This is a genomic window from Streptantibioticus silvisoli (assembly GCF_027947535.2).
Classification (GTDB): domain Bacteria; phylum Actinomycetota; class Actinomycetes; order Streptomycetales; family Streptomycetaceae; genus Streptantibioticus_C; species Streptantibioticus_C silvisoli.
In genome coordinates, this window is the sequence record NZ_JAAGKO020000014.1 from 122,305 (window position 1) to 136,722 (window position 14,418).

Sequence of the window (14,418 nt, forward strand, 5' to 3'; positions counted from 1 at the left end):
TGACGGTGCCCGTGGACAGATTGACCGAGGCGCTCCGTGCTTCGCTGCTGGCCAACAGCCGGCTGCGCCAGGACAACCGGGCACTGGTGGACGCCGCGAACGAGCCGATCGCGCTGGTGGGAATGGCGTGCCGGTTCCCGGGCGGGGTGCGCGGGCCGGAGGATCTGTGGCGGCTGGTCGCCGGCGGCGTGGACGGCGTCGGCCCGTTCCCCGCCGATCGCGGCTGGGACCTGGACACCCTGCTGGGCCCGGACGGCCCCGGTTCGGGGACCTCGGCGACCGGCGAGGGCGGGTTCCTGGACGAGCCGGGCGAGTTCGACGCCGCGTTCTTCCGGATCTCGCCCCGCGAGGCGCTGGCGACCGACCCGCAGCAGCGGTTGCTGCTGGAGGTGTCGTGGGAAGCCCTGGAGCAGGCGGGAATCGACCCGGCGTCGCTGGCCGGCAGCCCGACCGGGGTGTTCACCGGCGCCTACCAGTCCGGCTACGCCGAGCTGGTCGCCCGGGCCGGCGAGCAGTTGCAGGCCCACCAGATCACCGGCGGTGCGGGCAGCGTGATCTCGGGCCGGGTCGCCTACACGCTCGGTCTGGAAGGTCCGGCGGTGAGCGTGGACACGGCGTGCTCGTCGTCGCTGGTGGCGATGCACCTGGCGGCGCAGGCGCTGCGGGCCGGTGAATGCACGCTGGCTCTCGCCGGCGGGGTCACGGTGATGGCGTCCCCCGGCATGTTCCTGGGTTTCACCGCACAGGGCGGGCTCGCCGCGGACGGCCGGTGCAAGTCCTTCTCCGACCGTGCCGACGGCACCGGGTGGGCCGAGGGCGTCGGCGTGGTGGTGCTGGAGCGGTTGTCGGATGCGCGCCGCAACGGCCATCAGCCGCTGGCCCTGCTGCGGTCCAGCGCGGTGAACCAGGACGGTGCGTCGAACGGGTTGACGGCGCCGAACGGTCCGTCGCAGCAACGGGTGATCCGCCAGGCGCTGGCGGCGGCCGGTCTGTCCGCGTCGGATGTCGACGTGGTCGAGGCGCACGGCACGGGGACGAAGCTCGGTGATCCGATCGAGGCGCAGGCGGTGCTGGCGACGTACGGTCAGGACCGGCCCGAGGGCCGGCCGTTGTGGCTGGGGTCGTTGAAGTCGAACATCGGCCACGCCCAGGCCGCCGCCGGCATCGGCGGCGTGATCAAGACGGTGCTGGCGCTGCGCCACGGGTTACTGCCCAAGACGCTGCACGTGGACGAGCCGTCGTCGCAGGTGGACTGGTCCCAGGGCGACGTGCGCCTGCTCACGGAGGCGATGCCGTGGCCGGAGACCGGCCGCCCCCGCCGGGCCGGGGTGTCGTCGTTCGGCGTCAGCGGCACGAACGCCCACGTCATCCTCGAAGCCGCGGGCGAAGGCGTAGTTCCCGCCGGACCGCCTTCCGGGCCGCCTGCCGTCGAGGGCGTGCTGCCGTGGATGTTGTCGGGCAAGTCGGCCGACGCGGTGCGGGACCAGGCGGCCCGGTTGCTCGAACGGCTCGGGGCGCAGCCGGTGCTGAGCCCGGCCGACGTGGGCTGGTCGTTGCTCACCTCGCGCGCGGCCTTCGACCACCGCGCCGTGGTGACGGGCGGCGACCGGACCGAGCTGATGGCGGGCCTGCGCGCCACGGCGGACGGCGAACCCGCCGCGAACGTGGTCCTGGGTACTGCCAGGAGCGGGACCAAACTCGGCGTGCTGTTCACGGGCCAGGGCGCTCAGCGGGTGGGGATGGCCCGTGAGTTGTACGACGGTTCGCCGGTGTTCGCGGGGGCGTTGGACGAGGTTCTCGCCGCGCTGGATCCGTTGCTGGACCGGCCGTTGCGTGAGGTGATGTGGGGCCGGGACGCGGAGCTGATCCACGAGACGGGGTGGGCGCAGCCGGCGCTGTTCGCGGTCGAGGCGGCGTTGTTCGAGGTGCTGCGCGCCTTCGGGGTGACCCCGCACTACCTGCTGGGCCATTCGATCGGTGAGGCCACCGCCGCGTACGTGGCCGGGGTGTGGTCGCTCGGTGACGCGTGCCGCGTGGTGGCCGCGCGGGCGCGGTTGATGCAGGCGCTGCCGTCCGGCGGAGCGATGGCCGCCGTCGGACTGCCTGAGGCAGAGATCGCCGGGGTGCTGCCCGAAACCGTGTCGATCGCCGCGGTCAACACCGCGGATTCGGTGGTGATCTCCGGGCCGCGCGAAGCCGTGGAGGCAGTCGTCGCGGTCACGTCCGCCCGTGGTGCGAAGGTGACGCGGTTGCGGGTGTCGCACGCGTTCCACTCGTCCTTGATGGATCCGATGCTGGCGGACTTCCGGCAGGTGGTGGAATCGGTGCGGTTCGCGCCGCCGCGCATTCCCGTGGTGTCCAACCTGACCGGGCAGCGGGCGTCCGACGAACAGTTGTGTTCGCCGGAGTACTGGGTGCGGCAGGTGCGGTCGGCGGTGCGGTTCGCCGACGGTGTGCGGTGGCTGGCCGGCCACGGCGTGGCGGCGATGGTCGAGCTGGGCCCGGACGGTGTCCTGTCGGGCCTGGCGCGGCACAGCTGCTCCTTCGTCGCCGTACCGATGCTGCGCCGGCCGGGAACCTCCGAACGCGGCGAGGCCGCGACGGTGGTGACGGCCCTCGCGCAGTTGCACGCGCAGGGCGTGCCGGTGGACTGGACCGCTCTCTTCGCCGGGCAGGCCGCCGCGCGGATCGCGTTGCCGACGTACGCCTTCCAGCATCAGCGCTACTGGCTCGACGGCTCGAACCGGGCGGCCGACGTGTCCTCGGCCGGGCTGACCGCCGCGGAGCACCCGTTGCTGGGGGCGATGCTGACGCTTGCGCGGACCGACGGGTTCGTGTTCACCAGCCGGTTGTCCCGGCGCACGCATCCCTGGCTGGCCGAGCACCCGGTGGCAGGCTCGGCGGTGCTGCCGGCCACCGCCTACCTCGAGCTGGCCGTACGCGTCGGTGACAGCGCCGGGTGCGACCGGCTGGACGAGCTGGTGGTGCGGACCCCGCTGGCGCTGCCCGCCCACGGCGCCGTCCAGCTGCAGGTGGTGGTCGGCGACCGCGTGGACGGGCGCCGCGAGGTGACGGTGTACGCCCGGCCGGACGGTGAGGAGACCTGGACCCGGCACGCCACGGGGACGCTGAGCACCGGACCGTCCGATGCGGACGGCGACGACGACCCCGCTGCCGTGCTGGGCCGCGAATGGCCGGTGCCCGGTGCGACGGCCGTGGACCTCGGCGACACCTCCGGGCGCGGCCCGCTCGCCCCCGGCGTGACAGGGGTCTGGAAGCGCGGCGAGCAGGTGTTCGCCGAAGTCGAGCTGCCGCAGTCCGAGCGCGAGCTGGCGGCGTCCTTCGGTATCCACCCCGCACTGCTGGACGCGGCTTTGCGGACGGCGGCCTTCTCGCAGCCGGCGCAGAGCGCGCCCGACCCGGCCGCCTTCGGCGACGTGGTGTTGCGCGCGTCCGGCGCGGCGCGGCTCCGGGTGGCCCTGACCCGGACCGGCCCGGACGAGATCTCGGTCGCCGCGGCGGACGGTGCGGGACTGCCGGTGCTGTCGATCGGCTCGGTGATCGCGCGGCGGACGGACCGTGCGCCCACCGCTACCGGCGACCGGTCCGTCCTCGCCATGGAGTGGGTCGGGATTCCTGCGGCCGCCGGCGTGGACCTGCGCGACTGGCTGCTGGCCGGCCCGGACGACGCCCGCTTCGCGGACCTGACCGCGGCCGGCGGGGAGCGGCCGGTCCCGCAGGCGGTGGTGCTGGCCGTGTCCGGCGCCGCGGACGCGGTGGTGGAGTCGACGCACGAGCTGACCGGACGCGTCCTGCGGCACGTGCAGCGCTGGCTGGCCGACGTCCGGTTGACGGCGGTCCCGCTGGTGCTGCTGACCTCGGCAGCCGTCGCCGCCGGGCCGGACGAACCGGTGCGGGACCTGGCCGCAGCCGCGGTGTGGGGCCTGGTGAGGTCGGCCCAGACGGAGAACCCCGGCCGGTTCGTGCTGCTCGACTCGGACACCGAGCCGGACACCGCCACCGTGAGCCGGGTCCTGGCCTCGGGCGAACCGCAGGTGGTGATCCGCGAGGGCCGGATGCACGCGGCCCGCCTCGTCCGCACCGAGCCCGGCGAACACGCCTTCGCGCTGCCCGGGCCGGGCACCGTGGTGATCACCGGTGGGACCGGCGCCCTGGGCGGTGTCGTGGCCCGCCACCTGGTCGCCGAACGCGGCGTGCGGCATCTGCTGCTGGTCAGCCGCCGCGGCGCGGACGCCCCCGGGGCCGCGGACCTGGTCGGAGAGTTGACGGCGCAGGGCGCGCGGGTGACCGTCGCGGCGTGCGACGTGACGGACCGGCAGGCCCTCGCGGCGGTACTGGGGGCGGTTCCGCCGGAGCGGCCGGTGACCGGTGTCGTCCACACGGCCGGCGTGGTCGACGACGGCGTGCTCAATTCCTTGTCGCAGGAGCAGCTCGACCGGGTGCTGGCGCCGAAGGTGGACGCGGCGTGGCACCTGCACGAGCTGACCCGGGACCTGGATCTGTCGCTGTTCGCGGTCTTCTCCTCCATCGGCGGCTCGCTCGGCAGCGGCGGGCAGGCGAACTACGCGGCGGGCAACGTGTTCCTGGACGCGTTGATGCAGCAGCGCCGGCACGCCGGGCTGCCGGGGCTGTCGATGGCGTGGGGTCCGTGGACCGCGGAGATCGGCATGACCGGCACGCTGTCCGACGGGGACCGCCGGCGCATCGCCCGCTCGGCGATCCCGCCGCTGACGCCCGCGCAGGGCATGGAGCTGTTCGAGCGCGCACTGGCCACCGATCGGCCCGTGCTGGTGCTGACCCGGTTGAACCTGGCCGCGTTGCGCGCCCAGACGGAGATCGCGCCCGTATGGCGTTCGCTCGCCGGCGGCGGGCGCCGCCGGCGGGCGGACGAGGCGACCGGCGGCCGGGACGGCCTGCGACAGCGGCTCGCCGCACTGTCCGCGGCGGACGGACTGCGGCTGCTGATCGGTCTCGTCCGGGACAGCGCCGCAGCCGTGCTGGGCCACGCGCCGGGCGCGCGGATCGCGGCGGACCAGCCGTTCGGCGAGCTGGGCTTCGACTCGCTGACGGCGGTCGAGTTGCGCAACCTGGTGCAGGCCAGGACCGGGCTGGCGATGCCCGCGAGCCTGGTGTTCGACCACCCGACCGTCGGCCACGTGGCGCGTCACCTGGCGGCCGCGTTCGATGACGCGCGCCCGCAGGCGCCGTTCTCCGGGCCGGTGTTGGTGCCGGTCGCCGACGATCCGGTCGTGCTGGTGGGGATGGCGTGCCGGTTCCCGGGCGGGGTGTCGGGTCCGGAGGACCTGTGGCGCCTGGTCGCCGAGGGCACCGACGGCATCACGCCGTTCCCGGCCGATCGCGGCTGGAACCTGGACGCGTTGCTGGGACTCGACGGCTCCGGATCATCCGTGACCGGCGAAGGCGGGTTCGTCGACGAGGTCGGCGGCTTCGACGCGGCGTTCTTCCGGATCTCGCCGCGGGAGGCGCTGGCCACCGACCCGCAGCAGCGGTTGCTGCTGGAGGTGTCGTGGGAAGCCCTGGAGCAGGCCGGGATCAGGCCCGCGACCCTGGCCGGCAGCTCGACCGGCGTGTACGTCGGCGCGTATCAGTCCGGGTACGCCGAGCTGGTCTCCCGCTCCGACAGGCAGTTGCTGGGCCACGCTCTCACCGGCGGCGCGGGCAGTGTGATCTCCGGCCGGATCGCCTACACACTGGGCCTGGAAGGCCCCGCGGTGAGCGTGGACACGGCCTGTTCGTCGTCGTTGGTGGCCATGCACCTGGCGGCTCAGGCACTGCGGGCGGGGGAGTGCTCGCTCGCGCTGGCCGGCGGAGTCACGCTCATGGCCGCACCGGACACGTTCGTCGGCTTCAGCGTGCAAGGTGGCCTGGCCGCCGACGGGCGGTGCAAGTCGTTCGCGGACGCGGCCGACGGCACCGGCTGGGCCGAGGGCGTCGGGATGGTGGTGCTGGAGCGGCTCTCCGACGCCCGGCGCAACGGCCACGAAGTCCTGGCCGTGCTGCGCTCGAGCGCGGTGAACCAGGACGGTGCGTCGAACGGTCTGACCGCGCCGAACGGGCCGTCGCAGCAACGGGTGATCCGCCAGGCGCTGGCCGCGGCCGGACTGTCCACGGCGGACATCGATGCCGTGGAAGCCCACGGCACGGGTACGAAGCTCGGTGATCCGATCGAGGCGCAGGCGTTGCTGGCGACCTACGGTCAGGACCGGCCCGACGGCCGGCCGTTGTGGTTGGGCTCGCTGAAGTCGAACATCGGCCACACGCAGGCGGCGGCCGGTGTCGGTGGGGTGATCAAGATGATCATGGCGCTGCGGCGCGGTGTGCTGCCGAAGACGCTGCACGTGGACGCGCCGTCGACGCAGGTGGATTGGGAGCAGGGCGACGTCCGGCTGCTGACGGAGTCGGTGCCGTGGCCGGAAACGGACCGCCCTCGGCGGGCCGGGGTGTCCTCGTTCGGCGTCAGCGGCACCAATGCGCACGTCATCCTCGAAGCGGCAGCCGGCGTCACCGCCCCACCCGGCGCCGACCCCGGCGGTGTCGTGCCGTGGGTGCTGTCCGGCAAGACGGAACAGGCGCTGCGGGCACAGGCGGCACGCTTGCTGGCGCACCTGGACCGCGACGCGCCGTGGCGGCCGGTGGACGTGGGCTGGTCGCTGATCGACTCGCGGACGGTGTTCGAGCACCGGGCTGTCGTCGTGGGCACCGATCAGGACGAGCTGCTGACCGCGGTGCGCGCCGTCGCCGCCGGCGAACCCGCCGCGGGTCTCGCCGAAGGCGTCGCCCGGGCCGGTGACGCGGTGGTGTTCGTCTTCCCGGGCCAAGGCGCCCAATGGGTGGGGATGGCTCAGGACCTGCTGGCCGAGTCGCCGGTCTTCGCCGAGTCGCTGCGCGAGTGCGCGGCGGCGTTGGCACCGTTCACCGACTGGTCGCTGGAGCAGGCGCTCGGTGACGCGGCCGCGTTGGCGCGAGTCGACGTCGTGCAACCGGTGTTGTGGGCGGTGATGGTGTCGCTGGCGGCGGTGTGGCGGTCGTTCGGGGTCGAGCCGGCCGCGGTGGTGGGGCACTCGCAGGGTGAGATCGCGGCCGCGTGCGTGGCCGGCGCCCTGTCCTTGTCCGACGGTGCCCGTGTGGTCGTCCTCCGCAGCCGCGCCATCGCCGACACCCTGGCCGGTGGCGGGGGCATGGTGGCCTTGCCGATGGCGGTCGCCGAGGTCGAGGAGCTGATCGCGCAGCGGCCGGCGGTTTCGGTGGCCGCGATCAACGGCCCGGCCTCCGTGGTGGTCGCCGGGGAGCCGCACGCCCTGGACCGATTGCTGGCCGACTGCGAGGACGACGGGATCCAGGCACGCCGGATCGCGGTGGACTACGCCTCGCACTCGCCGTCGGTGCAGCGGATCGAGGACCGGCTGCTGACGGACCTGGCCCCGGTCAGCCCCCGCTCGTCGACGGTTGCGGTCTACTCGTCGGTGACCGGACAGCTCGCGGACACCGCGTCGTGGGACGCCCGGTACTGGTACGACAACCTGCGCAACCCGGTCCTGTTCGAAACGGCGCTCACGGCCGCTCTCGACGCCGGCCCCGACGTGGTGATCGAGGTCGGTCCCCATCCGGTGCTGGTCCCCGCGGTGCACGACATCGCGCGGCAGCGGGAAATGCCCGTGGCGGCGGTGGGAACACTGCGCCGCGACGAGGGAACCCTGCGGCGAATGGCCTTGTCGGTGGCCCACGCGTGCGCCCTGGGCGTCGAGGTGGACTGGGCGCGAATGTTCGCCGCCCGCGGTGCGCAGCGGGTCCCGTTGCCGACGTACGCCTTCCAACGCCGCAATTTCTGGCCGGACACGACCGGCGCCCGGGCCGATGTGTCCGCGGCCGGGCTGACAGCCGCGGACCACCCGCTGCTGGGGGCGATGCTGCCGTTGCCGCAGACCGACGGGATGGTGTTCACCAGCCGGCTCTCCCTGCGGACGCATCCGTGGCTGGCGGACCACGCGGTGCGGGACGCGGTGGTCTTCCCCGGCACCGGGTACGTGGAACTGGCGATCCGGGCCGGCGACAGCGTCGGCTGCGACCACCTCGACGAACTCGTGCTGGAGGCGCCGCTCGTCCTGCCCGCGCACGCCGGGGTCCAGCTGCAGGTGGTCGTGGGGGACCTCGAGGCTCCCGCCGCGGCCGAAGCGCGCAGCGTCGCGGTGTACGCCCGAGTGGACGGCGAAGAGCTCTGGACCCGCCATGCCACGGGCGTGGTGAGCGCGGGCACGGGCGCGGCAGCCGACACCGGGCTGTTCGACCCGGTCAGCCGCGACTGGCCCGGGCCGGACGCGACGGCACTCGACACCGACCACTTCTACGACCGGCTCGCCGACGAGGGCTTCCTCCGGTACGGCCCGGTGTTCCGGGGGCTCACCCGGGCCTGGCAGCGCGGGGACCGGGTGCTGGCCGAGGTCGAACTGCCGGGGTCCGGGCGTGGCCCGGCCGAGTCGTTCGGGATCCATCCGGCGCTGCTGGACGCGGCGTTGCACGCCTCGGTCTTCGCGGGACTGCGAGCGCGAGGAGCGTTGCCGTTCAGCTTCACCGGCGTGGCACTGCGCGCCTCGGGTGCGTCCCGGCTCCGGGTGGCGTTGACCCGGACCGGACCCGACGAGGTCGGCGTCGTGGTCGCCGACAGCAGCGGCGCGCCGGTGCTGTCGATCGGCTCGCTGGCCGTGCGGGCCGTGGCGAGCGGCAGCCTCGCCGCCGGCCCGGGCGACGGCGCCGCGCTGAAGGTCGGCTGGATCGCCGCCGACGGCCCGGCGGCGCCGGTGACGGACTGGCTCCTGGTCGATCGCGCCGGTTCGACCGGCGCCGCGTACACCGACCTCGTCGAGGCCGGTGCCGTACTTGCGGACGGCGCTCGTCCGCAGGCGGTGGTCCTGGCTGTGGCCGGCGACCGGGACGCGGTGGTGGACTCCGTTCACGAACTGACCGCCTGGGTGCTGGGGCAGTTGCAGCACTGGCTGGCCGAGGACCGCTTCGCCCCGATCCCGCTGGTGGTGGCGACGCGGGGCGCGGTCACGGTCGACGCCGGCGAGCCGGTACGGGACCTGGCCGCGGCGGCGGTGTGGGGGCTGGTGCGCTCGGCGCAGACCGAGAACCCCGGCCGGATCGTCCTGCTCGACACCGGGACCGGCACCGAGCTGGACGAGGACGTCCTGGGCCGGGTGCTGAACACCGGAGAGCCGCAACTCGCATGGCGCGGCACCCAGTTGCACGCCGCCCGGCTGACGAGGGCCCGGCCGGCGGACGACCTGGTCGCACCGCGGACGGGACCGTGGCGGCTGGAGTCGAAGGAGAAGGGCACGCTGGAGAATCTCGCGTTGGTGCCGTGCCCCGAGGTGGCAAGTGCCCTGCGGCCCGGGCAGGTCAGGATCGAGGTGCGCGTGGCCGGCCTGAACTTCCGCGACGTGCTCAACGCCCTCGGCATGTATCGCGGTCAGGCCGGCCCGCTGGGCAGTGAGGTCGCCGGAGTGGTCACCGAGGTCGGCCCGCAGGTGACCGGGCTGGCCATCGGTGACCGGGTGATGGGCCTGGCCTTCGGCGGCTTCGGCCCGGTGGCCGTGACCGACCGGCGGCTGGTGACGGTGATCCCGGCCGGCTGGTCGTTCGCCGTCGCCGCGTCGGTGCCGATCGTGTTCCTGACGGCGTACTACGGCTTGGTGGACCTCGCGGATCTGCGGGCGGGCGAGTCGCTGCTCGTGCACGCCGGCACCGGTGGCGTGGGGCTGGCGGCCATCCAGCTCGGCCGGCATCTCGGCGCGGAGATCTACGCCACCGCGAGCGAAGGCAAATGGGGCGTCCTGCACCAATGGGGCATCGACGAAAGCCGGGTGGCTTCGTCGCGGACCCTGGACTTCAAGGAGCGCTTCCGCGCTGCCACCGACCGGCGCGGCGTCGACGTGGTGCTCAACTCGCTGGCCGGCGAGTTCGTGGACGCCTCGCTGGACCTGCTCGCACCGGCCGGCCGCTTCGTCGAGATGGGCACGTCCGACATCCGCTCGGCCGAGGACCTGCGCGACCGCTACGCCGACGTGAGCTACCAGACGTTCGAACTGACCGACGCCGGGTTCGACCGCATCCAGCAGATGCTGGCAGAACTCGTGAACCTGTTCGAAGCCGGTGAGCTGCGGCCGCTGCCGGTGCGCGGCTGGGACGTGCGCCAGGCCCAGGACGCCTTCCGGTTCATGAGCCAGGCCAAGCACGTCGGCAAGCTGGTGCTCACCGTCCCACGGGCACCTGACGCTTCGGGCACGGTCGTGATCACCGGCGCCGGCGCCCTGGGCGGCGCCCTGGCCCGCCACCTGGCCGGAGAGCACGGCATCCGGCACCTGCTGCTCGTCAGCCGACGCGGACCGGCCGCGCCGGGTGCCGCGGAGTTGGTCACCGAGCTGGCGGCGCGGGGCGCGACCGCGACGTTCGCGGCGTGCGACCTGACGGATCGGCAAGCTCTGGCCGCGGTGCTGGCCGGGGTTTCGGCGCAGCACCCGGTGACCGGGGTGGTGCACACCGCCGGGATCCTCGAGGACGGCGTCATCAGCTCGCTCTCGCCGCACCAGCTCGATCGCGTGCTGGCGCCGAAGGTCGACGCTGCATGGCACCTCCACGAGCTGACGCGGAATCTGGACCTGTCGTTCTTCGTGGTGTTCTCCTCCCTCGCCGGGTTGCTCGGCAGCGGCGGCCAGGCCAACTACGCCGCGGGCAACGCGTTCCTCGACGCTCTGGTGCGGCGCCGTCGTGAGCAGGGGCTGCCGGGCTCGTCGATGGCCTGGGGCGCCTGGACGACCGAGCTCGGGCTGGTGGGCACCTTGTCCCCGGCCGACCTTCGCCGCATCGAACGGTCCGCCCTGCCGCCGTTCTCGGTGGCCCAGGGCATGGACATGTTCGACCAGGCGATGCGCTCCAGCCAGCCGGTGCTCGGACTGGCCCGGCTGAACGCACGGGCGTTGCGGGCCCAGCAGGACGTGCCGGCCCTGTGGCGGTCGCTCGCCGGCGCCGCGCCGCGCCGCACCGCCGACAACACCCGCGACGGTCGCGGCGGGCCGGGGCAGCGATTGGCGGAGCTGTCCGTCGGGGAGCGTGAGCAGGCGCTGGCGGAGCTGGTCAGGGAGTCCGCCGCGGCGGTGCTGGGCCACGGCTCGGGGGCGCAGATCGACCCGGACCGACCGTTTCGGGAACTGGGCTTCGACTCGCTGACGTCGGTGGAGCTGCGGAATCTGCTGCAGGCCAAGGCGGGTGCGGTGCTGGCGGCGAGCGTGGTGTTCGACTACCCGACGGTCACGCGGCTGGCGAGGCATCTGGCTGCCGGGTACGGCGCCGGGCAGCCGGCGGAGCCGCCCGCGGCGCCCGCGGTGGTGCCGGTTTCCGACGACCCGATCGTGCTGGTCGGCATGGCGTGCCGGTTCCCGGGCGGTGTCGCGGGTCCGGACGACTTGTGGCGGCTGGTCGCCGAGGGCGCCGACGGCGTCACCCCGTTCCCGGCCGACCGCGGCTGGAACCTCGACGCCCTGATCGGGCGTGCGGGACCCGGTTCCGGAACCTCGGCGACCGGTGAGGGCGGGTTCCTCGCCGACGCCGACGCGTTCGACGCGGCGTTCTTCCGGATCTCGCCGCGCGAGGCGCTCGCCATGGATCCGCAGCAGCGGCTGCTGCTGGAGGTGTCGTGGGAAGCCCTGGAACAGGCGGGAATCGATCCGGGCTCGCTGGCGGGCAGCCCGACCGGCGTGTTCGCCGGCGCGTACGGTTCCGGTTACGGCGAATTGGTCGCCCGCGGCAGCGACCAACTGCTGGGCCACCGGATGACGGGCGGCGCGACCAGCGTGATCTCCGGCCGGGTGTCCTACACGCTCGGCCTGGAGGGCCCGGCGGTGAGCGTGGACACGGCGTGCTCGTCGTCGCTGGTGGCGATGCACCTGGCGGCGCAGGCGCTGCGGGCCGGCGAGTGCACGCTGGCACTGGCCGGCGGGGTGACCGTGATGGCCTCGCCGGACACCTTCGTCGGCTTCACCGTGCAGGGCGGAATGGCCGCGGACGGCCGCTGCAAGTCCTTCTCCGACGCCGCCGACGGCGCCGGCTGGGCCGAGGGCGTCGGTGTCGTCGTGATGGAACGGCTGTCGGAGGCCCGTCGCAACGGTCACGACATCCTCGCTGTCCTCCGGTCGAGCGCGGTGAACCAGGACGGTGCGTCGAACGGGTTGACGGCGCCGAACGGTCCGTCGCAGCAACGGGTGATCCGGCAGGCGTTGGCGGCGGCGGGTCTGGCCACGTCGGACGTGGACGTGGTCGAGGCGCACGGTACGGGGACGAAGCTCGGTGATCCGATCGAGGCGCAGGCGGTGCTGGCGACGTACGGTCAGGACCGGCCCGAGGGCCGGCCGTTGTGGCTGGGATCGTTGAAGTCGAACATCGGCCACGCCCAGGCCGCCGCCGGAATCGGCGGCGTGATCAAGACGGTGATGGCGCTGCGCCACGGGGTGCTGCCCGCGACGTTGCACGTGGACCGGCCCTCCACCCAGGTCGACTGGACCCGGGGCAACGTGCGGCTGCTGACCGAAGCGGTACCGTGGCCCGAAACCGGCCGCCCGCGGCGGGCCGGGGTGTCCTCGTTCGGGATCAGCGGCACCAACGCGCACGTGATCCTGGAGGCTCCCGCAGACACCGGCGTCGCCCCCGCCACCGACACCGGCGCTGTGGTGCCGTGGGTGCTGTCCGGCAAGTCGGCCGAGGCGGTACGGGCTCAGGCGGCCAAATTGCTGGGGTTCGTGGCGGCGGACCCGGCCTTGCGCCCGGTGGATGTGGGGTGGTCGCTGGCCGGTTCGCGGGCGGTGTTCGACCACCGCGCCGTGGTCGTGGGCGGCGAGCGGGCCGAGCTGCTGGCGGGTCTGCGTGCGGTCGCGGCTGGTGAATCCGTGCCCGATACGGTTCGACCGGGCACCCGGCTGGGTGTGCTGTTCACGGGGCAGGGTGCGCAGCGGGTGGGGATGGCCCGCGAGTTGTACGGCGGTTCGCCGGTGTTCGCGGGGGCGTTGGACGAGGTTCTCGCCGTGCTGGATCCGTTGCTGGATCGGCCGTTGCGTGAGGTGATGTGGGGCCGGGACGCGGAGCTGATCCATGAGACGGGGTGGGCGCAGCCGGCGCTGTTCGCGGTCGAGGCGGCGTTGTTCGAGGTGCTGCGCGCCTTCGGGGTGACCCCGCACTACCTGCTGGGGCATTCGATCGGTGAGGTGACAGCGGCGTACGTGTCGGGTGTGTGGTCGCTGGCGGATGCGTGCCGGGTGGTGGCGGCGCGGGCACGGTTGATGCAGGCGCTGCCTTCCGGCGGCGCGATGGCCGCACTGGAGATGTCCGAGGCCGAGATCGCCGACCTGCTGCCGGCCGGCGTGTCGGTGGCCGCGGTGAACACCGACGATTCGGTGGTGGTCTCGGGTTCTCGGGCCGGGGTGGACCAGGTGGTGGCGGCTGCGGGCGAGCGCGGCCGCCGGGTGTCGCGGTTGCGGGTGTCGCACGCGTTCCATTCGGCGTTGCTCGACCCGATGCTGGACGCGTTCACCCGGGTGCTGGAATCGGTGCGGTTCACAAAGCCGCGGATACCGGTGGTGTCCGATATGACCGGTCGTGTGGCGACGGCCGAGCAGTTGTGCTCGCCGCAGTACTGGGCCCGCCAGGTCCGGGAGCCGGTGCGGTTCGCCGACGGTGTGCGGTGGCTGGCCGAGCAAGGTGTGACGGCGATGGTCGAGCTGGGCCCGGACGGCGTGCTGTCCGCGCTGGCGCAGCGCAGCTGCGCTCCGGGGACGGTGGTGACACCGGTCCTGCGGCGTGAGCACGGCGACACGTCGACGCTGTTGTCGGCGATCGGCCAGCTGTACGCGCGAGGCGTGCCCGTGGACTGGACCCCGGCGTTCGCCGGTCGAGGAGGCACCCGGATCAGCCTGCCGACCTACGCCTTCCAACGGCAGCGCTTCTGGCCCGACGCGGCCGGCGGCCGGACCGAGGTCTCCGCCGGATTGCGGTCCGCGGACCACCCGCTGCTCGGCGCGGTGCTGTCGTTGCCGCAGTTCGACGGCGTGGTCTTCACCAGCCGCCTGTCCCTGCGCACCCATCCGTGGCTCGCCGACCACGCGGTGCTCGACGAGGTGGTGCTGCCCGGTGCGGCGTACGTCGAGCTGGCGATCCGGGCCGGCGACAGCGTGGGCTGCGGCCGGCTGGACGGACTGGCGCTGGAAGCGCCACTGGTACTGCCCGCTCGAGGCGGCATGGAACTTCAGGTCGTGGTCGGCGGCGCCGACACCCCCGAACCCGAGGGGCGGCGGAGCGTCACGATCCACGCCCGCCCGGACGGTGCGGAGACCT

Annotated in this window: 3 pseudogenes; all 3 read left to right on the forward strand. The window is 73.8% G+C overall.

The annotated features are described in order from the left end of the window. Positions 1-11: 11 nt before the first annotated feature. Positions 12-8,180 (forward strand): annotated as a pseudogene (locus POF43_RS35280) (SDR family NAD(P)-dependent oxidoreductase); the annotation flags it as partial. Positions 8,181-8,354: 174 nt separating this feature from the next. After that, positions 8,355-8,753: pseudogene (locus POF43_RS35285) on the forward strand (polyketide synthase dehydratase domain-containing protein); the annotation flags it as partial. Positions 8,754-8,819: 66 nt separating this feature from the next. Further along, positions 8,820-14,339 (forward strand): annotated as a pseudogene (locus POF43_RS35290) (SDR family NAD(P)-dependent oxidoreductase); the annotation flags it as partial. Positions 14,340-14,418: the final 79 nt, after the last annotated feature.